The organism is Bradyrhizobium daqingense, from assembly GCF_021044685.1.
Lineage (GTDB): Bacteria > Pseudomonadota > Alphaproteobacteria > Rhizobiales > Xanthobacteraceae > Bradyrhizobium > Bradyrhizobium daqingense.
The window spans coordinates 7,849,557-7,870,019 of the sequence record NZ_CP088014.1; the positions used below are offsets into that span (position 1 = coordinate 7,849,557).

Genomic DNA, 20,463 nt, shown 5'->3' on the forward strand with positions numbered 1-20,463 from the left:
CCAAGACTTTGCAACCGGCATGCCAGGGTCTCATGAGCACTAAAACTAGAACAACAACAGTTTCTTAGCGCGACTTGTACGGTGACGGGCTGTTGTTGCGAATCCGACATCTCGCCTTTGCGAGGGACTCTTGGTTTGGCGGTGTTCGAAATGGAACAAGGCGGCCGCGCGTGAAATTCACGGCGGAGTTTTTGAGTTTATGCGCGACAGCAACGCTCTGCGGTGTAAGGCGGAAGCAGGCCGCAAGTCTGGCTTCCAATCCTTCATACTTATTGAAACCTACAGGTGCTCACCTGCGATGTAATGACGTGCGCGATCTCGCGCTCTAGATCTCAAGGCGAGCTACCTCGACGCCACGTGAACTTCTTAGGCTCGTTAGATCACACGAGCATCGTCGCGCCTTGATAAGGGGCACGCACGATCACATCGATGTCTTCGCGTGCGTTGTACATGCCGAGGGACACAGAGCTGGCCCCGCAAATTCGGACAGTAGCTTGAGTGGATTTTCTGCCTGACAGCGGCGAGGATTCTTGCTGCGAATCAGGAGCGAAGATGACGAAGAAGAGCCGCCGGACGCATTCTCCGGCATTCAAGGCGAAGGTTGCTTTGGCTGCGGTCAAAGGCGGCAAGACACTGGCGGAGCTGGCGCAACTGTTTGATGTTCATCCGAACCAGATCACGATCTGGAAAAACCAGCTCCTGGAAGGCGCCGCCGGCGTGTTTGGGCATGACAAGACATCGGCCGAGACGCCGGTCGATTTGAAGGCGTTACATGCCAAGATCGGCGAGCTGGCGTTGGAAAGCGATTTTTTGTCCGGCGCGCTCACCAAGGCGGGCCTGCTGAGCGCAAAGCGATGATCGACCGCGGTCATGATCTTTCTATCGTGCGCCAGGCGAAGGTCCTGAAGCTGGCTCGCAGCACGGTCTACTATGAACCTCGGCCAGTTTCGGCCGAGGACCTTGCCTTGATGCGTCGGCTCGATGAGCTGCATCTCGATTATCCCTTCGCGGGAGCGCGTATGCTGCGATCGTTGCTGCGGCGGGAGGGGGTATACGCCGGTCGCCGCCACATCGCGACGCTGATGAAGCGCATGGGGATCGAGGCGGTCTATCGTCGCCCGAACACGAGCAAGCCGGCTCCGGGTCACAAGATCTACCCGTACCTGTTGCGCGGATTGAAGATCGAGCGGCCCGACCATGCGTGGGCAATGGACATCACCTACATTCCGATGCGGCGTGGCTTCGTCTATCTCGCGGCGGTCGTCGATGTGTTCAGCCGACGGGTCCTGGCCCATCGCGTCTCGATCACAATGGAGGCGGCCTTCTGCGTCCAAGCGGTCCAGGAGGCGTTGGCGAAGCACGGCAGACCCGAGATTTTCAACACGGATCAGGGCAGCCAGTTCACCAGCCTCGAGTTCACCGATGTGCTGCTGGACGCGAAGATCGCCATCAGCATTGCGTTGTGGCTAGGGGACGCGCCCGACGACTAGGCGCGTTGGACGGCAAGGGCGCCTGGCGCGACAACGTGTTTGTCGAGCGGCTCTGGCGCACGGTCAAATACGAAGAAGTTTATCTCCGCAATGGCCGCATGACCGTCGCCGACGATTTTGTCGTCGCTCTGGTCGGGCTACGCCCTCCCGACGCAACGACAAAATCGTAAAGCCCCGCGTTCAGCATAACCCGGCAGGAATCCACTTAAATCCAGCGGGGCGCTGTCCAAACAACCGGGGCCAGCTCTCTTCGAACACGGGGCTAGTCCCCGGAATCAGAGCTGAGTGATACGGCGGCCTTTGAAACGGCGTTGACGGACCTTTTTCTTGGTCCAGACGAAGGGCTCGGCTCTGTCGTTGTATGCGTTGACGTAGGTATCGATGTGTTCCTGAAGCTGCTTGAGGCTCGTGAAGGAGGTGCCGCTGAGCGACTGCCCCTGCAAGATGGAAAACCATACTTCGACCTGATTGAGCCATGACGCACTTGTCGGCGTGAAATGAAATTGCACGTTGGGGTGGGCCTTGAGCCAGTCCTCGTTCTTTTTATGGGTGTTGAGGTTGTCGAGGATGACGTGAAGCTTGCGGTTCGGAAAAGTCGCGGTGACGCTGTTCATGAAATCGAGAAACTCGACGCGGCGCCGGCGTTTTGAATGGGTCGCGATGATCTTTCCGGTGGCGACTTCGAGCGCCGCAAACAATGTTGTGGTGCCATGCCGCTTGTAATCGTGGCTTTGGCCGGTTAAGGCGCGGCCATTGGGCAACTTCAGATAACCCTGCGCTCGCTCCAAAGCCTGGATCGAGGGCTTCTCGTCCACGCACAGCACAATGGCCTTCGCCGGCGGCGCGACATAGAGGCCGACAACATCGGCGGCTTTGGCCGTAAAGTTCGGGTCGTTGCTCTCGCACCAGGACTTGCGAGCCACCAGGTCAATCTTGTGGCTGCGCAGGAACCGCCAGACATATTGGACATCGACATCGCCCAGCGCCTCGGCCAGCAGGGGGCCGGTCCAGCGCGCAAACCCTTGCGGTGGCGGCTTATCCAGCAGCTTCAGAATCCGCTTGTCGGTCGTCTTCGTATAGATCGGCTGCTTGCCAGGCCGCGGCTTGTCTTGCAGCCCTTCAAGGCCATGGTCGGCATAGCGATGCCGCCAAAGGCTGACAATCCGCGGCTGGACCCCAACTTCCTTGGCGATCGACCGGGTGAGCGCCCATCCGCCGCCAACAGAACTATCCGCGCCCGCTTCAAATCGCGCTGCAACGTCACCGGTGAGCGACAGCACGCCTCAAGCACCTTGCGATCTTTCCTCGAAAGGTGGACTTCTCTTGCTTCGGGTATCATCCCGACCTTGAATCACGACTCACTTTCCAAGAAAAGTGGGTACTAGCGAGCGAGGAAAACGGGAGACGGGTCGCAAAGGCGGCTGTTTTGGATATTATCTTCATCATGCTTCGTGCAGGAGCCCCTCTCATCGGCTGCCGCTCCTATGCGGGCACGCAAGTATCTGGCACGGGGCAAACCACGGCGCACTTTGGCGCGTCAGAATGCCCCTCACATTGGGTACACTGGGACGGATTGATCACATAGATGTCGTTCTTCAGGCTAATCGCGGCATTGGGACACTCGAACTCGCACGCACCGCAGACCGTGCATTGGGATGCGATTATCTTGTAGGCCATCAGTGCTATTCCATAAGCAAAAGGTGCGGAACAGTTTCTTGCTATCAAGTCTTGTGCCAGACATCTTGAGCTTGATTCATCTGAAGAAATTTCGATAACGCAGGTCGCCGACCCGATACGGTGTCGCAAATCCTACAACGAACATGACAATCTGATCTCGATCCTGTGGTTTGCGCATGATCGGTGTCACGGCCGTCAGCGATCAGGTAAACCACCTTCTCCAGCATTAGGGAACGATCCGAGATCCTTAAGGCCGCCTGCCGCGGCTATGATCGATGTGTCGCGACATCATGGAGCTGTCCGGGCAAGTATCAGGTCGCCCGCGGCGCATCTTGTCGGCTTCACTCAATGGGACCGGAAGGTACATCGTCTCCCTATCCTGGCGGCGGTTGAGGCAGGCGTTCGTCCGGTGATCCTCTGCTTCGTTCCGCACTCCTAATCAATACTGGCGGAGGTCAGTTGATTAATAGCCGAAAAAAAGAGCCACCCCGAAGGGTGGCCTTAGTCAGGGAGGAAACGCCCATGAGGGCCTCTGGGATCAGGCCGCAGCCTGTTCGATCGGGGAGAAGGGCAGCCCGAGGCTCTCGGCCACCGCCTTGTATGTTAGCCGGCCCCGATGGACGTTGAGGCCTGCGCGCAGATGTGGATTCTCGAGTACGGCGGAAAAACCCTTGTTGGCCAGAGCCAAACCAAACGGCAGGGTCGCGTTATTCAGTGCCTGGCTCGAGGTTAGCGGCACGGCACCCGGCATATTGGCCACACAATAATGAATGATGCCATCTACTTCGTATGTTGGATCAGCGTGAGTGGTTGGGCGCGATGTCTCAAAGCAGCCGCCCTGATCGATAGCGACGTCCACGAGTACGGCTCTCTTGCGCATTGAGCTCAGCATGCTCCGGCGGACCAGCTTCGGAGCGCTTGCCCCTGGGACGAGCACCGCACCAATCACCACGTCCGCCGCAAATACCTCTTCCTCCACGGATTCGATGGTCGAAAACCTAGTGCGAACCCGTCCTTCGAATAGCTCGTCCAGCTCACGGAGCCGGATGATCGAACGATCGATGATGGTCACCTCTGCGCCCAGACCAGCCGCCATGCGCGCGGCGTGCGTACCGACGACCCCACCTCCAATCACCACGATTCGGGCAGGCTGAACCCCGGGCACCCCACCGATCAGCAGCCCTCGCCCCCCTGTACTCCGCTTTAGAGCGCTACCCGCCGCTTCGATCGAAAGCCTGCCCGCGACCTCGCTCATCGGCGCCAGCAGTGGAAGACCACCATGAGCATCAGTTACGGTCTCATAGGCGATTGCAATGCATCCAGATTTCAAGAGGCCGGCAGCCTGTTCCGGGTCCGGGGCCAAGTGCAAATAGGTGAACAGGATTTGATCCTCACGCAGCTGGGACCATTCGGCCGGCTGAGGCTCCTTGACCTTTACGATCATCTCGCTCGATGCGAATACCTCAGCTGCCGAAGTTAAGATCGTTGCGCCGGCATTGCGATAATCGCCATCGGTTGCACCAATGCCAGCGCCGGCATTGGTCTCGATCATCACGCGGTGGCCCGCTGCCACGTATTCACGGGCAGCTCCTGGGGTAAGGCCCACGCGATATTCGTGCGCCTTGATTTCCTTTGGAACTCCGACCTTCATTTGAATACTCCCTGCCTGACGCGCCTTCTTATCGGAAGCGCGCAGCGATATCGCGACGCAGCCGGGCAAAATGGCGCAGGAATTCAGCGATATTTGCGAGGCTTCGCAGGATTTCAAACCCAGGGGTGCTGGGTAGATCGTGTGATCCTGTTCGCTGAACTTAGCCGTCGAAAACTGCGCGATGCCGGTGAATCGTTCCGAATTGCAGTCGCGGCCCGCAGAAAAGCCAACAACCGAAATCCAGCCTCGCCGAACTCCTCAAGCAGCAAAGACAGCAATTTGCCAATTAGGTAGGATTGCCTATCAAGCGAAACGCTTGTTGAGCTGAGGGCTAATGGCGTTGTCAGTAAATGGCGGCCAAGAAATGGACGTTGCGCAGCCTGTTCAACAGATCCGAGGCAATTGTTCCCCCCACAGCCAGTCGACGATTCGCCGGCCGCCGAAATCGGTCGTCATCTGCACAAATTTGTGATCGTCAGCCACCGCCTCACCGATATCGGCCGCATTGGACCCGAGGGGGTGCGCCTTCATGGCTGCGAGAACGGCATCGGCAGAATCCGGCGCCACGATCGCGACGAGCTTGCCTTCGTTGGCAACATGGATCGGTTCGAGTCCAAGCAGTTCGCAGGTAGCCGCAACCGCAGGCTTCACCGGAATCATCGATTCCTGCAGATGGAAGCCGAGCTCTGATTGAAGCGCGATCTCATTGAGAGCCGCAGCGAGCCCGCCGCGCGTAGGGTCGCGCATTACCCGGATGCCGCCACCGCCAGCGGCAACCATGGCCGCAGCGAGACTATGCAACGCTGCTGAGTCGGAGACGATTTCGGTTTGAAATGCAACGTTCTGACGCTTTGACATGATCGCCACCCCATGATCACCGAGGCTACCGGACAGCAGCACACGGTCCCCGACCTTTGCCTTGTCAGCGGAAAGATCGAGCCCATCGGCCACCAGCCCGATCCCGGTCATAGAGATGAACAGACCGTCCGCCTTGCCACGCTCGACCACCTTGGTATCCCCGGCAATGATATAGACGCCGGCGGCACATGCCGCCGCGCCCATCGACTCCGCGATCGTCTTGATATCCGAAAACCGGAAACCCTCCTCGATGATAAAGCTGGCCGACAAATAGAGAGGACGCGCACCGGACATCGCGATGTCATTAATCGTGCCGTGCACAGCCAATGACCCGATGTTGCCGCCAGGAAAGAACAGTGGCGAAATCACATAGCCATCAGTCGTCATCACCATCCTGCCTGCGGTAACATCGAACGCCGACTGATCATTGGAGCCGGCGAGCCATTCATTACCGAAGGCCTGATGAAAGAGGCCGGAGATTAGCTGTGCCATGGCACGGCCTCCGGCCCCGTGGGAAAGTTCAACGCGTCCGTTCTCCACATCGAGCTTGCGTTGATAGGCTTTCACGCTCATGACGTCTGCCTCGCCTGCTCATCGCGAACTCGGCGATAGGTCCAATACGCCGCACAAGCTCCTTCTGATGACACCATGCAGGCTCCTATGGGCGTTTCCGGCGTGCAGATATTGCCAAACAACTTGCAATCGATCGGCCGTTTGGCGCCACGCAGGATCGCGCAGCATTCGCAGGCCGGATTGTCTGCGACACGCAGGTCATGGATCGCAAAGCGCGTCTCGGCGTCGAATTTTGCATATGATTGCTTCAGCTTCAGTCCGCTGTTGGGTACCAGTCCAAGCCCGCGCCATTCAAACTGCTCACGCAGCTCGAAGACCTGCGAGACCTCCTCCTTGGCGCGCCGGTTGCCTTCGCGTGTCACTGCACGGCTGTATTGGTTTTCCACCTCGTGGCGGTTTTGGTTCACTTGCCGCACCAGCATCAGGACAGCCTGCAGCACGTCGAGGGGTTCAAATCCGGCGACCACGATCGGCTTCTCGAATTGTTCCGCCATGGGCTCGTAAGGCTGCGTACCGACAATGGTGCTGACATGTGCAGGCCCGATGAAGCCGTCAATGGGGACCCCGCCCGTGTTGCGGATCTTCGGGTTCTCGAGAATGCGGTGCATCGCAGAGGGCGTAAGAACGTGATTGCAGAACACGCTAAGGCCCTCGAGCCGCTTGTGCTCGGCAATCCTGATCATGACCGCCGTCGGGGGCGTCGTGGTCTCAAATCCGATGGCAAAGAAGACCACTTCGCGGCCCGGCGTCTGTTCGGCGAGCCGGATAGCGTCGAGGGTCGAGTAGACCATCCGAATGTGGGCACCCAGCGCTTTGGCAAGCAACAGGGACTGCCCTTGCGACCCAGGCGCGCGCATCAGGTCGCCGTAGACGCACAGAATGACCTCTGGCCGCTCGGCGAGCCGGATCGCCATGTCGATACGGCTCGCCGGCAGAACGCAGACGGGACAACCGGGCCCGTGGATCATCCGAACGTTCGCGGGCAGCAGATCCTCAAGACCGTAGCGGGAGATTGCATGAGTGTGTCCACCGCAAAATTCCACGAACCGGTAGGCTCGTTGTGAACTGACCTCAGCGTCAATTGCTCGCGCAAGTCCCTGCGCGATAGTCTTGTCGCGAAATTCGCTGGAATATTTCACGATCGGCATTCCTTCGCAGCGCCTAGCTCCTGCAGGAGCTCTAGCGTGCGCTTGGCTTCCGCTGGATCGATCTTAGCGAGCGCATAGCCGACATGGACCAGGACGAAATCGCCGACGTCGAGCTCGTCGAGGAGGGCAATCGATATCTCCAGGTTGACGCCATCGATGAACACGAGGGCCATTTCGTTGGGAAGAATTTTCGCGATCTTTGCCGGAACCGAAAGACACATATCAGGCAGCTCCTGCCCGGCGGGCGGCTGTTGAGCAATCTTTAGAGCCGCAATCCAGGCCTGGCCGAGGCTCAAACCGCCGTCATTGGGCGGCAGCCGTCGCGGTACCAGGGGGGTAAGACCGGCATCGCTGCACCCCCGCGGGATTTTGTCCGCCAGCACCGCGTTCAGGAAGCAGCCGCCGCTCAGAACCACGGTATTGATGCCGGTTGTCCGCGCAGAGCGTGTGACCCAGTCAACGCAGGCAGCGGCTAACGTGCCATGAAACAGCCCGGCTCCTCCGGCAGCGTCAATGTCATCAGCAATCAAACGTGAAAATAGCGGACCAAGGGACAGCACGCCGCCCTCGATCGTCCAGCCGGCTTCCAGAATCGTAGTACCCCGCACCAGCGCTTCGAGCTTCAACGCTGCTTCGCCGTCATAGCTCTGCAGATTCGCAATACCTAGCAGCGCCGCTGCCGCGTCGAACAACCGTCCCGCACTGGTCGTGGTGGTCCCGCCCGGCTGATCGAGCAAGTCCGACAGACAGCCGGCTTGCCGCTGCGCGGCAAAGCGCTGCCCGATTTCGTTACCCCGGCCGAGCCCGTGTAATACTGCGCTGGCCATGCGCCACGGCTCGCGGGCTGCACGATCTCCACCCGGTATCTGCAGGGGCGCTAAGTGCCCGATGCGCTGGGACGACGTCTCTTCGCACAACAATAATTCGCCACCCCAGTTACCGCCGTCGGAGCCAAAGCCATGGCCATCGAGCACCAGGGCAAGCGCAGGTCCCGCATGGCCGTGCTCAGCGATTACTGCGGCAGCGTGTGCATGGTGATGCTGAACCGCGACTATCGCGCGAGCATTTGCTTCCGCAAACCGGGTAGAAGCCATATCGGGATGCAAATCATGGGCGACGGCGACAGGCTCCACGCCGAGGCTCGATGTGAGGTGCCGGATCGTCTTCTCGAACGCACGGATGCTTTCGGCCGTATTTAGATCGCCAATATGCTGAGAGACGAACGCTTGGTCGTCCCGCGTGATGGTGACGGTCGACTTCAGTATCCCGCCGACGGCGAGCACGGGCGGGACAGACCTTGCAAGCCGAATTGGCTCGGGAACATAGCCGCGAGCACGACGGATGAATTGGTCCCGGCCAGCGGCCACCGAAACCACGGAATCATCAGCGCACGCCAAGATATCGCGATCATGGGTCACGACCAGGTCGGCGACCCCCTTGAGCTGTCTCAACGCCTCCACGTTATCGATCAGCAGGGGTTCGCCGTAGAGATTTGCACTGGTGACAACGATGACCGGGCCAGCCTCTCCACGCTGCGGCAACGCGGCAATAAACTCAGACGTACGGTGCCCCTCGACCTCGATGAGAACGCCCTCGGGACCATTGATGACAAATCCCGCCAATCCGTACCGCATGGCTAGTCCATAGACGTAGGGACGAAAGCCAACCCCTTGCACTGCTCCACTCACGCGCACGCGCAGTCGCTTTCGATCGCAGGTGGCTGCGGCGCTCATCGCCTTGCGTCCTCTAAGGCGCGCCTCTGACGGCGCGCCTGCCTGTTGATCCAGGCGTAGAGCGCGCCAAAGCCCTCGCCAGTACGAGCCGAAACGACAAGCACGTCAATCTTTGGGTTGACCCGTCTGGCATACTCAGAGCTGGCCCCGGTTGTTTGGACAGCGCCGCGCTGGATTTAAGTGGATTCCTGCCGGGTTATGCTGAACGCGGGGCTTTACGATTTTGTCGTTGCGTCGGGAGGGCGTAGCCCGACCAGAGCGACGACAAAATCGTCGGCGACGGTCATGCGGCCATCACCATAGCTTGCGTGCCGAAGTAAGCCTCGTCGGGCGTGCGCCCGTCAAGGCTCGAGTGAGGGCGTCCCTGATTGTAGAAGGCCAGATACTTGGCAATTGACGCTCGCGCCTCGGACACGCTGTCGTAGGCGCGGAGATAAACTTCTTCGTATTTGACCGTGCGCCAGAGCCGCTCGACAAACACGTTGTCGCGCCAGGCGCCCTTGCCGTCCATGCTGATGGCGATCTTCGCGTCCAGCAGCACATCGGTGAACTCGAGGCTGGTGAACTGGCTGCCCTGATCCGTGTTGAAAATCTCGGGTCTGCCGTGCTTCGCCAACGCCTCCTGGACCGCTTGGACGCAGAAGGCCGCCTCCATTGTGATCGAGACGCGATGGGCCAGGACCCGTCGGCTGAACACATCGACGACCGCCGCGAGATAGACGAAGCCACGCCGCATCGGAATGTAGGTGATGTCCATTGCCCACGCATGGTCGGGCCGCTCGATCTTCAATCCGCGCAACAGGTACGGGTAGATCTTGTGACCCGGAGCCGGCTTGCTCGTGTTCGGGCGACGATAGACCGCCTCGATCCCCATGCGCTTCATCAGCGTCGCGATGTGGCGGCGACCGGCGTATACCCCCTCCCGCCGCAGCAACGATCGCAGCATACGCGCTCCCGCGAAGGGATAATCGAGATGCAGCTCATCGAGCCGACGCATCAAGGCAAGGTCCTCGGCCGAAACTGGCCGAGGTTCATAGTAGACCGTGCTGCGAGCCAGCTTCAGGACCTTCGCCTGGCGCACGATAGAAAGATCATGACCGCGGTCGATCATCGCTTTGCGCTCAGCAGGCCCGCCTTGGTGAGCGCGCCGGACAAAAAATCGCTTTCCAACGCCAGCTCGCCGATCTTGGCATGTAACGCCTTCAAATCGACCGGCGTCTCGGCCGATGTCTTGTCATGCCCAAACACGCCGGCGGCGCCTTCCAGGAGCTGGTTTTTCCAGATCGTGATCTGGTTCGGATGAACATCAAACAGTTGCGCCAGCTCCGCCAGTGTCTTGTCTCCTTTGACCGCAGCCAAAGCAACCTTCGCCTTGAATGCCGGATAATGCGTCCGGCGGCTCTTCTTCGTCATCTTCGCTCCTGATTCGCAGCAAGAATCCTCGCCGCTGTCAGGCAGAAAATCCACTCAAGCTACTGTCCGAATTTGCGAGGCCAGCTCTCTCGATGGTCTTTTCCAAATCGAATTCAAGCAGCGGCGCCAGATCGATCTTGTTGATCACCACGAGGGATGAAGCAGCAAACATATCAGGACATTTGAGGGGCTTGTCTTCACCTTCCGTAATCGAGAAAACCACGATCTTGCAGGCCTCGCCAAGATCGAAGGCAGCGGGACAGATCAGATTACCGACGTTCTCGATGAAGAGAATGCCGCCTGAAAGCAGGGGCAAGCGGCGATAAGCTCCGCCGATCATTGCAGCATCGAGATGACAATTCTTGCCGGTATTGATTTGAACGGCTGGCACGCCGACAGCCTGAATACGTTCAGCGTCGTTCGAGGTCTGCTGGTCGCTTCGATGACACCGACCGGGCGGCTGCGCTTGAGCTCGGACGCGGCACGGACCAGCAGCGTCGTTTTACCTGCACCGGGACTGGATAAAAGATTAAACACGAGAACGTCATCGGCAAGGAAGAGGGCCCGGTTGACCGCCGCAATCCCATTATTCTTGCCCAGGATATCGCGCTCGATCTCGATGACCTGCTTTCCGCTCATGCCCCCGACCCTTGAATCAGCCGAGCCGGCGCCGCCGCTCGGAAGCGGCTGTATGCCATGTGCCTGATGGTGGGCCGGCCGGCGAAGAGGAGAATGGCCATCGCAAGAGTCCCGCACATGGTCATTGTATCGCTCGTGGCTCTTCGCATCATTTGTCCTCGAGTGTTTGGTCGTCGGTGTACCTTCCGTGCAGCCGCAAACGGTACACATCAATCGATCTCCAGCGCTTTCACGCGCATCTGTTCGCCCGCGGTTACCTGCAACTGATAACTGCCGCAGCAAGGACAGCAATCACCCCGGCGTGCAATTTCAACGCTCTTCGAACAGCTCATGCACCAGGCAACGCCCGGTAGTTCAACGATATTAAGCGCGGCGCCTTCGGCAACGGTCCGCATTGCAGCGACAGCAAAGCAGAACCTGATCGCTTCAGGCGCGGCATGACTCAGCGTTCCCAATTCCAAACAGACGCTCCGCACCCGCGAAGAGGATCGCTCCCGTACCTTCTCCTCGACGATCTGAATGATCCCCATGCAAATGGCCATTTCATGCATCGTGAAATTCACGAAAATTGAGAGTGAACCCGACGCACGGATCCAGCGACGCAATCACCGCGTGGACTGCATCACAGCGCCGCGGAGCTGTCAGCACGGCGCCCTGCAGGTTCCGTACAAGCGGTCCGCGCTTATGGAAATTCCACTCCGTCGGCGCCAGGAATTCGAAGCGAGATATCCGGCCGTGAGCGTCAAGCTCAACAGCGTGGTAGAGACGTCCCCTGGCGCATTCGACCGCGGCACGACCGGGCCCAAGCTTATATCTTTCGATAATCCCATGCTCTGCGGTATCCGGCTGAGCGCCGGCCTCAAGCCAGGCACATAGCCCGGACGATTTCAACTATTCTGGCCATCAGCCGCTCGGCCGCACCGAAGGGTCTCAGCAAGAACCGATCCCGGGTCATTTGGCGCGCCCAAGGACCCGTCTCGGGCACATGTCCTTCCAGATCCGGACAATCGCAAAACGTCGAATCATCCCCGAGCAATCGCTTCGCGATGTTGAAGTCGTCAGCAGCGGACAGGAACGAGTATGCTGCCGGAGCCGACTTCAAGCCGGCCTCATGAAGCGCCGCGACGCGAAGCGACAGTGGGCTGCCGGACCTGAGCGCGCGTCCCTCATTCGGTACGCCCAGCGCGGCCAGCGCCGCCGCGATCCGCGCTGTTGCTTCCCGTTGAGGGGGGGGCACGAGGCTCGCTGGGCGGAGCGAACAAGCGCTGACAATTCCGACATCAGGGAGCGGATTGCTGCCGCACTGGCGACCTCTAGCGTGAGATGTCCGGCAAATAGGCCCCGTGCCAAATCCATGATGCGCTCGGTAACGATCAGCGCAATACGATGCTGTTTTTTTTGCGAGGGTGATCACTTCGTCGCGCGCCGTTTCGATCGCGGTCAACAGTGCGGTTTGCTGCGCAGCGGCACATAACGCGAAGAGCCGCGGCACTGCGTTGAGCAGTGACGAGGCCTGCTTTCCGGCGAATATCCGACCCAGCGGCGGCCGGACTCGCGGCTGGATCTCGACCGAGGCGACTACGTCGGCAGCTAGCAATACGCGGACATGGATTTTGTTGCTTGCAGTGAGGTTCATGCGCAATGCTGCCCCCTCCCCCCGCGCAAGCTATGATCCATCCGAAGGCGCCGTCTGTGGGATCGCAACTGATGTCGAGTGCCCGAGCGCATCATGTGAAGTACGCCTCGAGAATTTCCTGCACGCGTCCGGCAGAGTCCTGGAAATCCTCGTCGGCAGCCAACGCAACAATCGGCACGCCCCCGACCTCCACCGTATCAAGGATGATGTTGTCCGTAGAATTGAAGAACTGCACGGACCAAACATTCCTAGTCCCGGTCGCCTGCACTCTGCAGGCACCGTAGCCCCGCAACATGAGTTGGACGGGTCCGTTGCCCAAGCTTTGCTGCAGGAATGTCAAGTCGACAACGCTCATTGGCAGTAACGTCAGATTGATGACATGCGCATTCATGCAAAATTGCCAGACGCTGGCCCGCTCGCGTATTTCGGCCAGCACCGGTTGAACGTTCATCGCGCCATCCGGCGGCGTGTCAATCAGAAGTTCGGTTGATGTCAGGTCAGTTGCGGCACGCCGGACAATCTGCGGAATCGCTCCAACCTCGACATATTCGTGCGCCGGTTCGGTTCCGATGCGCACGCGCCAGATTCCGGCATGCACGGACTCCCGGATTTGTGCCAAACTGCCGTCCGGCAACGCAACCACCCGGTCACCTCGCCTTCCCCGAGCAATTCGTCAATCAGCTTGCGCTCGGCATCGCTGAAATTTGCGAGTCCGTACAATTGTGTCGGATCACCGCTTCTCTGACCCCCAACAGCAGCAGCGACATTTGACATTAGCAGGGCAGCGTTCGGATACTTCCTTGCACGTTCGTCGCAAACCCGCCAAACGCGATTGACAAGCGCACTTGTCGCGCCGCGATAGAATACATCGAGAGTTCCAGAACCTGTGGTAAAGCCGCTCGCCGCGCGGCCGGCGCCGCCAGATACAACGGGGATCGCTGCTTTCACGATGCGATGTTCCATTGTCTGTGTCGAGGGGTATTGCACTTGCCGGCGTCGGTGCTGCCGGCGAGTGCCCAAAGGATCGGTGAGGAGATGCGGTTGATCGTGAGCAAACGATCCGGTCTCTTGCCGATCAGGCAGAGTATATTGTTCCTCGGGGATAGGCGCGGCGTCGACAGTCTACGCTGGCCGGGCCGGCCGGTCAGTGTGCCACCAGGGCCGCGCGAGGGTGCTTCACTGATCCGCAGAATATGTAGGGGATCAGCCGCCGGCAGCGGCATCAAGGTCGCCTTCCTGGGAACGTGCGCGACCAGGCGCGCATCGGCGCTAACGCCCTCCACGTCGTCGGACGGAGCGGGCCGTGTCAGAGCATGCTGAGCCGGCTGCAACTTCATCACACTCCTCTCTGATCATGATCGGTTCTGCCAGCATGGCGGTTAGCAAGGCGCATGCCAATCATCTCTAGGTGCGCGAGTCGCGTTCGACCCAACGGCGTAGCGCCTGACGTTGTCCAAGCCGATGGTCCTGCGACTGGAATCCGGTCTATGAACCCCAGCCGGTGCAAGGGAGCGGAAGCGCTAGCGTAGGTGCTCCGGCAATTGCGGCTCGTGACCGATCAAGTCCGCAAAGAAGCGATCGCAGCTCTGACCGTTGAGGCTGGCCTCAAGCCCGTCAAGTGCTTTGCAGATCAGCCTTGCTTCGTTTTCGTCCAGGAGCCGCACTGCGCTGTCGATATGAACGAGCACCTTGGCGCCGGCCCGTACATCAGCGAGCAGCACGACGGAGATGCGCCGCTGCTCATTGCCATACTCGCATAACGCGGTGACACCGTCGGTCTCGACAATCGTCATTGGCAAGCCAAGGCACATAATCAGCCGCAGGCCGCTAGATCGGCTCTGCCTTTCATTTCATAATTCGCATGGTCAATATTGTTCGCCAACAGCCGTTCTGATGCAGGCAGCGGCGCACTCCGCGGTTTTGCCGGCGAGTCCCACTGCTCTAGGAGCTTACAGGCCAGTCTAATCGCGGGGGGAATCTGAAAGCGCACCGGCGCGGTCAGCGGACCGCCCCAATTCTCCAGATCCATCGGCTGGCAGCCGATAAGAGCGAGCTCTCGCGGGCGGCGGCCAAGCAAATCGGCCGCGCTCAAGACCTCCTGGAAGCCCATCTGATGCAGGCTCACCTTCTTGGCCCCCGTGAATTTTGGCACTTCGTCATCTCGTACAAGCTCCAACTGCCCGGGCAGCAATCCATAGTCGATGGCGTCGAACACGATCAGGCAGTCGGCCCCCTCAAGAAAACTAACGAGGTAGAGCCCCTGGGTGCCGCCATCGAAAACGGTGACGTATCATCGACCGCGTAGCTACGATGAAACTCCTCGACCGCACGCACACCGAATCCCTCATCGGCCCACAGAATATTGCCAATGCCGAGCACCAAAATCCGCTTTTTCTCTGTTGAATTGAGCATCCGCTTCCCAGTCAATCGCCAAACCAATGCTCACCTACTTGATAGAAGGGAAGCTGCGGCGCGACACGACGTCGTCCCAGAGCACCGCGTAGATGTGGACCAGCGCGAACATCACGATCACCCACAGGCCGAGATGATGCCAGGTGTGAAAGTCCTGGCTGTTCGGCCAGAGTGAAAACACCCAGCCGAACACCTTGTACTGCCAGCTGTCAGTACCGGCACCTTGCCCGTAAAGTGCAAAGCCGGTGACGACCATGAACGTGATCGTCTGCGTAAACATGAAGAACATTGCTAGCTGAGCAAGGCGGTTGTGCCCGAGGCCCCTTTCAGGCTCAACCGCAAGGAACGAATACCGGCGAATCTCGTGGTGCAACTCCCGCCAAAAGCACCGGCGCCAAAGCGGCACGCAAAAGATCTGCATGGCGTGCGCGTTTCCCATCAAGGCCCAGTAGATACGCAGAAGAAAGCCGGCGCTGAGTACATATCCCGCCGAGAAATGAGCAAAGCGGATATAGCCGAATAGAAAACCGCCGCTTGCCATTCCCCATATCGCCGGTGTCCCGGTTCCAATAAGATAGCCTGTTAAACTCAGTACCAGAATCGCGGCTGCATTAGCCCAATGCCAGAGTCGCACCAGCGCATAAATGTGGGCGGTGCCCCCACGGATGCTGCGACCAGCCAGTGCCGCATCGGCGGCGGCAAGAAACTTCTGAGCCCTGTTCCGCATGGGCCTAACGAACTCTAATTGAGGCCATTTCTTGACCCTCATGACTCATCACGTGCGTCGAGCAAGCCAAGCACGGATCAAAGGAGTGGATGGTGCGCAAAATCTCCAACGGGCGCTGCGGATCGGCCATCGGAGTGCCGATCAGCGAAGCTTCAAAAGCGCCAATATTGCCGCTTGAATCGCGAGGAGATCCGTTCCATGTCGTCGGCACGACACATTGATAGTTGTCAATCTTAGCGTCCTTGATCGTAATCCAGTGCCCGAGCGCACCGCGAGGCGCCTCAGTGAACCCGTAGCCTTTGGCTTCCTTGCGCCAGGTTTCCGGCCTCCACCTGCTGATATCGGCAGTTGCCGTGTTGCCCGCCTTGATGTTGATTACCAGCTTATCCTGGAAATGGCGCATCTGATGCGCCGCCCATTGGCATTCGAGCGCCCGCGCCGCAGTACGGCCAAGGGTCGAGAACAGCGCAGTCACGGGAAGATTGAGCCCCTTGAGCAGTCTCTCGGCGGGCTCCTTGAACTCGGCTTTGCCTTGCGCATAACCGATAATGTATCGGGCCAACGGCCCAACCTCCACGGCGCGGCCGCGCCATCGCGGCGCTTTGATCCAGGAATATTTGCCGCCTTCGTCGAGTTCTTTAATATCTGTCTTGCTGCCTTTGAGTTTTGGCCCAAGTTCAAAACTCGGCTCGGTGATACCATCCCAGGGAAGCAGTCCGCAGCAATGGCCGGGGTATTTATACCATGAATGCGCGACGAATTCCTGGATCTGTTCGGGATCACCATGGTCGATCGGCAATATCTCCTTGAGATTGCCATCAAGAATGACCCCGCGCGGCAGCTTGAAACTCTCGCCGGAACAGTCATTGGCCTTTTCGGGGATATCGCCATAGGACATCACGCTTTTGCTCGAAAGACCGCCGCCGTGGAGCCAGTCCTTATAGTACGAAAAGATCGCGGCAATGTCGGGCAGATAGACCTGCTCGACAAACTCGATCGAACGGTCGATGATGGAGGATATAATGTTCAGTCGCTCCATGCCGATTGCGCCCACCGCTCCGATTCCGTCGATGTTGATCGCGCACGGCACGCCGCCCACCAGCCAATTTGGATGCGGGTTCTTGCCGCCATAAATCGCTTGGGTTTTGACGATCTCCTTCTGGAAGTCGAGTGCTTCAAGATAATGAGCTACCGCTATCAGGTTCGCTTCCGGTGGCAGTTTGTAGGCCGGATGCCCCCAATAGCCATTCTTGAACGGACCGAGTTGCCCTGATCCGAAGAATTTGCCGAGCCGGATCTGTAGATCCTTGAAATAGCCAGGGGATGACAGCGGCCAGGGCGAGATAGATTGCGCCAGTGTAGAGGTCGACTTGGGATCGTCCTTGAGGGCGGAGACCACGTCGACCCAATCCAACGAATGGAGGTGATAGAAATGTACGAGGTGATCATGCACGAGCAGGCACAGCTGCATGATGTTGCGGATCGAATTTGCATTCTCCGGAATCGTAATTCCTAGTGCATTTTCAACCGCGCGCACGGAGGTGAGCGCATGGGTACCGGTGCAGACCCCGCAAATCCGCTCGGTGAACGCCCATGCGTCGCGCGGATCGCGCCCACGCAGGATGACTTCGATGCCACGCCAAATCGTCCCGCTTGAGACTGCATTGCGGATCACATTGTCGGAATCGAGATTAGCTTCGATGCGCAGGTGGCCTTCGATGCGAGTCAGCGGATCGATAACGATTCGCTTGCCGGAACGATCGAGATTGAACCCATTCGGCGTCTGGACGGCCACCGTCGTTACCTCCTCAACTCGGCTTGCCTTTGTGGGCAGGGCGATCCGGCCGGTGCCTCAACCGCTTCGCGGCGGTGACCGCCGCGTGGGCAGCGACCGCTAGCCCCACCACGCCGGCAGCGGCCATGCCGATCTCGTCGGCGTTCTGCTCGATGCCGAACTGCTTGATGGTCGTGAGTCGGTCGTAAAATGACCCTTTATCCCAGAAGCCATCTTCGGAGCAGCCGAGACAGCCGTGGCCGGATTGAATGGGAAATGAAACGCCGCCGTTCCACCGAAGGGCCGAACAGGCATTGTAGGTGGTTGGTCCCTTGCAGCCCAACTTGTACAAGCAATAGCCCTTGCGTGCGTTGGTGTCGTCCCACTCTTCGACGAATTGACCAGCGTCGAAATGGGACCGCCGGTAGCACTTATCGTGAATGCGCTCGGAATAAAACATACTTGGACGCCCTTGGTGATCAAGCTTTGGAAGCTTTCCGAACGTGGTAATGAAAGTCACGAGGCCGCTCATGACCTCTGCGATCGGCGGGCCCCCGGGCACCTTGATGAAGGGCCTGTTGGTGATTAACTTATCGATCGGCACCGCGCGAGTCGGATTTGGCTTGGCCGCCTGCACGCATCCCCAGGACGCACACGTGCCCCAAGCGACGATCGCCATGGACTCTTCCGCCATCGACGTGAGCTTTTCAACGAACGGCTTGCCGCCGTCAATGCAGAACATGCCACCCTCGTTCAAGGGCGGGTTACCTTCAACGGCAAGCACATATCCGCCTTTGTACCTGGCACGGGTTTCCTCCAGGATGGCCTCAGCCTGGTGTCCTGCCGCCGCCATGATCATATGGTCATAGTCGAGCGAAATCATCGACAGCAGCGCGTCCTTGATCAAGGGATGAGCCGAGCGGATAAAGCTTTCCGAGCAGCAGGTACACTCAAGCCCGTGCAGCCAGATGACGGGCACTCGCGGTTTGGTTTCCAGGGCGTGCGCAATACTGCTTGCACCAAGCCCCAAGCTCGCGGCCGTGAAACTGCAGAATTTAAGGAAACTGCGACGCGTGATACCCTGTCGTCTGATCACGCCGTAGAAGGTTTCCGTTGCATCACCCATGAAACCTTCCAAGCGAGTTGTCGCCAGCGTTACGATTGGTGATGTTCGGCAAGAAACAAGCCAGCAGAGCGAAACACCTGAAAGATAACAAGCCACCGCTTTAAGATTTTCGGCTTGTCGAATCCGGCCAGCGTCCCAGAAGCTAGGCCATTGATCTGCTACGCTATTGGTGTCCAGTTTTCGACGTCGATGTGAGCACTTTAACAAATCAAGCCGATCGTTCACCGCTGAAGGGAACTACGCTCCTGCAGGCGGCACTCATGATGCCGATTGTTGAATAGAATTGGTTCAGTCGACGGGCACCACATTGCCCGGCCTCAATCAGACTTGCCGATCGCTGACCAACGGTGCGTTAAAGCGCTCATAATCGAACCTAATGCAGGCAGCACGTACCAACGCGGTTGCCGAGCAAGGAACAGAGCCCGCAAGGGACTGAGAATGTGGTGCGCACGTTGGCTTGACTTTAGGTCTGATTTGATCCGATCTGCCCCTGGTTCCAAGGGGCTCGTCGCCTACGGGGCTGTGCGCGGCGACAGGCTGGACGTTTAGAGCGATCGCCCTGGCAAACCTAAGATGATTCGTTGCCTCGCCCGGTACAATGTCTGTCGATGATGGCTAAGGTGAAGATTGTCGCAAATGCGAACATCACCATACCAGCGGCAACCACACTTCCTCGTGCCAGCGCGGCTCTTGGACGTAGTCCACGACATAGGCCGACAACACCTTGGTGCGTCCAGGAATATTTCCGCCGATCATCATCACGACGCCGAATGTGCCTATCGTGTGAGAAAATCCAAGCACGGCCGCTTTAACGAGCTCCAGTCGCGCCAGCGGTGCGATGATAGCAACGAAGCCATACAATGGCGAAACACGCCCTGTCATTTCCAACGGGTGATCGCCAACCGCAAGAAAGGCGTTACGTATCGGCTGCACGACCAATGGCAGCGCCGAGAGCACCGATCCGACCACGATCCCGACGAAGGTAAGAGCGAGCGTGCGCTCGCCCCAGAAAGAGGCGAGAACGCCGCCGGGTCCGTCGGGGCCGAGCAGAACGAGTACGCAAAAGCCGAGAGCCGCTGGGGGTAGTACCAGCGGAAGGGCAATTAGCGCAGCGACAGCCTCGCTCAGAAAAGTCTTTGAACGCGCCAGCCACCAGGCGAGGGGCACACCAATCACGAGGAGGATCACGGTCGTCACGCTAGCGAGCTCTATCGTGAGCGCAATGGATTGCGAGATCTCTGACGAATCAAAATCCATGTGCGTCAGCCCGCCAACGAGCGCAGGTCGCCGTATCGCGATAGTGATTGCCTGCACGTCGGGCTGCCCAGCGATGTGGTGCGAATAGCCATTTGTTCGTGCGGCAGCTCGCTCTGTCCCCCAAATTTACGCGCACCGTTTCTGCGAGCAAGAGCAGCATCGCAAGGCTCATCGGCAACTCCTGTGACAAGTCCGCTTCGTCCCACCCGACGGCGGCAGCTTCTCATTTGTCATCAGCAATTCGAGTGCCACGTGCGAACAGCGGCGGCGCTATGCTTATGTGAAAGCACTTTGCGTAGACGCCGACGTCACCGTGGAGTGGACCTAACGCTTTGTCAGGTTTCTGGCA

General features: G+C 59.0%; 16 protein-coding genes and 5 pseudogenes. 1 reads left to right on the top strand and 20 read right to left on the bottom strand.

What is annotated here, in order from left to right:
• Positions 1-552: 552 nt before the first annotated feature.
• Positions 553-1,579: pseudogene (locus tag LPJ38_RS37185) on the top strand (IS3 family transposase); the annotation flags it as partial.
• A gap of 186 nt (positions 1,580-1,765) precedes the next feature.
• On the opposite strand, the pseudogene LPJ38_RS37190 reads toward LPJ38_RS37185, so the two are convergent.
• The 20 genes and pseudogenes from LPJ38_RS37190 to LPJ38_RS37285 all read right to left on the bottom strand — a co-directional run bounded on the left by LPJ38_RS37190 (position 1,766) and on the right by LPJ38_RS37285 (position 20,114).
• Positions 1,766-2,829: pseudogene (locus LPJ38_RS37190) on the bottom strand (IS630-like element ISRj1 family transposase).
• A 143-nt stretch (positions 2,830-2,972) separates the two neighbouring features.
• A complete protein-coding gene (locus LPJ38_RS37195) occupies positions 2,973-3,167 on the bottom strand; it encodes a 4Fe-4S binding protein (protein ID WP_011084548.1) in 195 nt (64 codons plus the stop codon).
• A gap of 538 nt (positions 3,168-3,705) precedes the next feature.
• On the bottom strand, positions 3,706-4,818 hold the full coding sequence (gene ald, locus LPJ38_RS37200) for an alanine dehydrogenase (protein WP_011084547.1): 1,113 nt from the start codon (positions 4,816-4,818) through the stop codon (positions 3,706-3,708).
• Between the two features lie 384 nt (positions 4,819-5,202).
• A complete protein-coding gene (gene hypE, locus LPJ38_RS37205) occupies positions 5,203-6,249 on the bottom strand; it encodes a hydrogenase expression/formation protein HypE (RefSeq protein WP_095424338.1) in 1,047 nt (348 codons plus the stop codon).
• A complete protein-coding gene (hypD, locus tag LPJ38_RS37210; RefSeq protein WP_028154318.1) occupies positions 6,246-7,388 on the bottom strand; it encodes a hydrogenase formation protein HypD in 1,143 nt (380 codons plus the stop codon). Before hypD ends, hypE begins: the two co-directional genes overlap by 4 nt.
• On the bottom strand, positions 7,385-7,618 hold the full coding sequence (locus LPJ38_RS38460) for a HypC/HybG/HupF family hydrogenase formation chaperone (RefSeq protein ID WP_080588819.1): 234 nt from the start codon (positions 7,616-7,618) through the stop codon (positions 7,385-7,387). Before LPJ38_RS38460 ends, hypD begins: the two co-directional genes overlap by 4 nt.
• Positions 7,619-7,636: 18 nt before the next feature.
• Positions 7,637-9,055 (bottom strand): annotated as a pseudogene (locus tag LPJ38_RS37215) (Kae1-like domain-containing protein); the annotation flags it as partial.
• Positions 9,056-9,413: 358 nt separating this feature from the next.
• A protein-coding gene (locus LPJ38_RS37225; protein ID WP_231088539.1) for an IS3-like element ISRj2 family transposase occupies positions 9,414-10,543 on the bottom strand; the annotation gives its coding sequence in 2 pieces (ribosomal slippage) (positions 9,414-10,291 and positions 10,291-10,543; 1,131 coding nt in all).
• Between the two features lie 37 nt (positions 10,544-10,580).
• Complete coding sequence (gene hypB / locus LPJ38_RS37230; protein WP_011084543.1) at positions 10,581-10,934, bottom strand: hydrogenase nickel incorporation protein HypB; 354 nt, start codon at positions 10,932-10,934, stop codon at positions 10,581-10,583.
• Entirely contained in the window at positions 10,880-11,182 is a 303-nt protein-coding gene (locus LPJ38_RS37235) for a P-loop NTPase family protein (RefSeq protein WP_014497976.1), read from the bottom strand. The genes hypB and LPJ38_RS37235 overlap by 55 nt, the downstream gene beginning before the upstream one ends.
• 209 nt (positions 11,183-11,391) lie before the next feature.
• On the bottom strand, positions 11,392-11,733 hold the full coding sequence (gene hypA, locus LPJ38_RS37240) for a hydrogenase maturation nickel metallochaperone HypA (protein ID WP_011084541.1): 342 nt from the start codon (positions 11,731-11,733) through the stop codon (positions 11,392-11,394).
• Positions 11,726-12,073, bottom strand: coding sequence for a nickel-dependent hydrogenase large subunit (locus tag LPJ38_RS37245; RefSeq protein WP_231088540.1), 348 nt, complete (start codon positions 12,071-12,073; stop codon positions 11,726-11,728). The genes hypA and LPJ38_RS37245 overlap by 8 nt, the downstream gene beginning before the upstream one ends.
• A complete protein-coding gene (locus LPJ38_RS37250; RefSeq protein ID WP_225005516.1) occupies positions 12,042-12,818 on the bottom strand; it encodes a hypothetical protein in 777 nt (258 codons plus the stop codon). The genes LPJ38_RS37245 and LPJ38_RS37250 overlap by 32 nt, the downstream gene beginning before the upstream one ends.
• A gap of 91 nt (positions 12,819-12,909) precedes the next feature.
• A pseudogene (locus LPJ38_RS38420) lies at positions 12,910-13,766 on the bottom strand (hydrogenase expression/formation protein).
• A gap of 572 nt (positions 13,767-14,338) precedes the next feature.
• Positions 14,339-14,629 (bottom strand): HypC/HybG/HupF family hydrogenase formation chaperone, encoded by a 291-nt coding sequence (locus LPJ38_RS37260; RefSeq protein WP_011084536.1) that lies wholly within the window; start codon positions 14,627-14,629, stop codon positions 14,339-14,341.
• Between the two features lie 2 nt (positions 14,630-14,631).
• Positions 14,632-15,230 (bottom strand): annotated as a pseudogene (locus LPJ38_RS37265) (HyaD/HybD family hydrogenase maturation endopeptidase).
• Positions 15,231-15,264: 34 nt separating this feature from the next.
• The gene (gene cybH, locus LPJ38_RS37270) at positions 15,265-15,999 is read right to left on the bottom strand and encodes a Ni/Fe-hydrogenase, b-type cytochrome subunit (protein WP_011084533.1); all 735 of its coding nucleotides are present in this window, start codon (positions 15,997-15,999) and stop codon (positions 15,265-15,267) included.
• Positions 15,962-17,752 carry a nickel-dependent hydrogenase large subunit gene (locus tag LPJ38_RS37275; RefSeq protein ID WP_011084532.1) on the bottom strand — a complete coding sequence of 597 codons (1,791 nt, stop codon included), beginning with the start codon at positions 17,750-17,752 and terminating at the stop codon, positions 15,962-15,964. Before LPJ38_RS37275 ends, cybH begins: the two co-directional genes overlap by 38 nt.
• 13 nt (positions 17,753-17,765) lie before the next feature.
• Positions 17,766-18,857 carry a hydrogenase small subunit gene (locus LPJ38_RS37280; RefSeq protein ID WP_011084531.1) on the bottom strand — a complete coding sequence of 364 codons (1,092 nt, stop codon included), beginning with the start codon at positions 18,855-18,857 and terminating at the stop codon, positions 17,766-17,768.
• 645 nt (positions 18,858-19,502) lie between these two features.
• Positions 19,503-20,114 carry a molybdate ABC transporter permease subunit gene (locus tag LPJ38_RS37285; RefSeq protein WP_011084530.1) on the bottom strand — a complete coding sequence of 204 codons (612 nt, stop codon included), beginning with the start codon at positions 20,112-20,114 and terminating at the stop codon, positions 19,503-19,505.
• Positions 20,115-20,463 lie beyond the last annotated feature (349 nt).

Excerpts from the sequence above, each read along its gene's own strand:
- LPJ38_RS37195 (WP_011084548.1), bottom strand. The coding sequence starts at position 3,167 with ATGGCCTACAAGATAATCGCATCCCAATGCACGGTCTGCGGTGCGTGC.
- ald (WP_011084547.1), bottom strand. The coding sequence starts at position 4,818 with ATGAAGGTCGGAGTTCCAAAGGAAATCAAGGCGCACGAATATCGCGTG.
- hypE (WP_095424338.1), bottom strand. The coding sequence starts at position 6,249 with ATGAGCGTGAAAGCCTATCAACGCAAGCTCGATGTGGAGAACGGACGC.
- LPJ38_RS38460 (WP_080588819.1), bottom strand. The coding sequence starts at position 7,618 with ATGTGTCTTTCGGTTCCGGCAAAGATCGCGAAAATTCTTCCCAACGAA.
- LPJ38_RS37235 (WP_014497976.1), bottom strand. The coding sequence starts at position 11,182 with ATGAGCGGAAAGCAGGTCATCGAGATCGAGCGCGATATCCTGGGCAAG.
- hypA (WP_011084541.1), bottom strand. The coding sequence starts at position 11,733 with ATGCATGAAATGGCCATTTGCATGGGGATCATTCAGATCGTCGAGGAG.
- LPJ38_RS37250 (WP_225005516.1), bottom strand. The coding sequence starts at position 12,818 with ATGAACCTCACTGCAAGCAACAAAATCCATGTCCGCGTATTGCTAGCT.
- LPJ38_RS37260 (WP_011084536.1), bottom strand. The coding sequence starts at position 14,629 with ATGTGCCTTGGCTTGCCAATGACGATTGTCGAGACCGACGGTGTCACC.
- cybH (WP_011084533.1), bottom strand. The coding sequence starts at position 15,999 with ATGAGGGTCAAGAAATGGCCTCAATTAGAGTTCGTTAGGCCCATGCGG.
- LPJ38_RS37280 (WP_011084531.1), bottom strand. The coding sequence starts at position 18,857 with ATGGGTGATGCAACGGAAACCTTCTACGGCGTGATCAGACGACAGGGT.
- LPJ38_RS37285 (WP_011084530.1), bottom strand. The coding sequence starts at position 20,114 with ATGGATTTTGATTCGTCAGAGATCTCGCAATCCATTGCGCTCACGATA.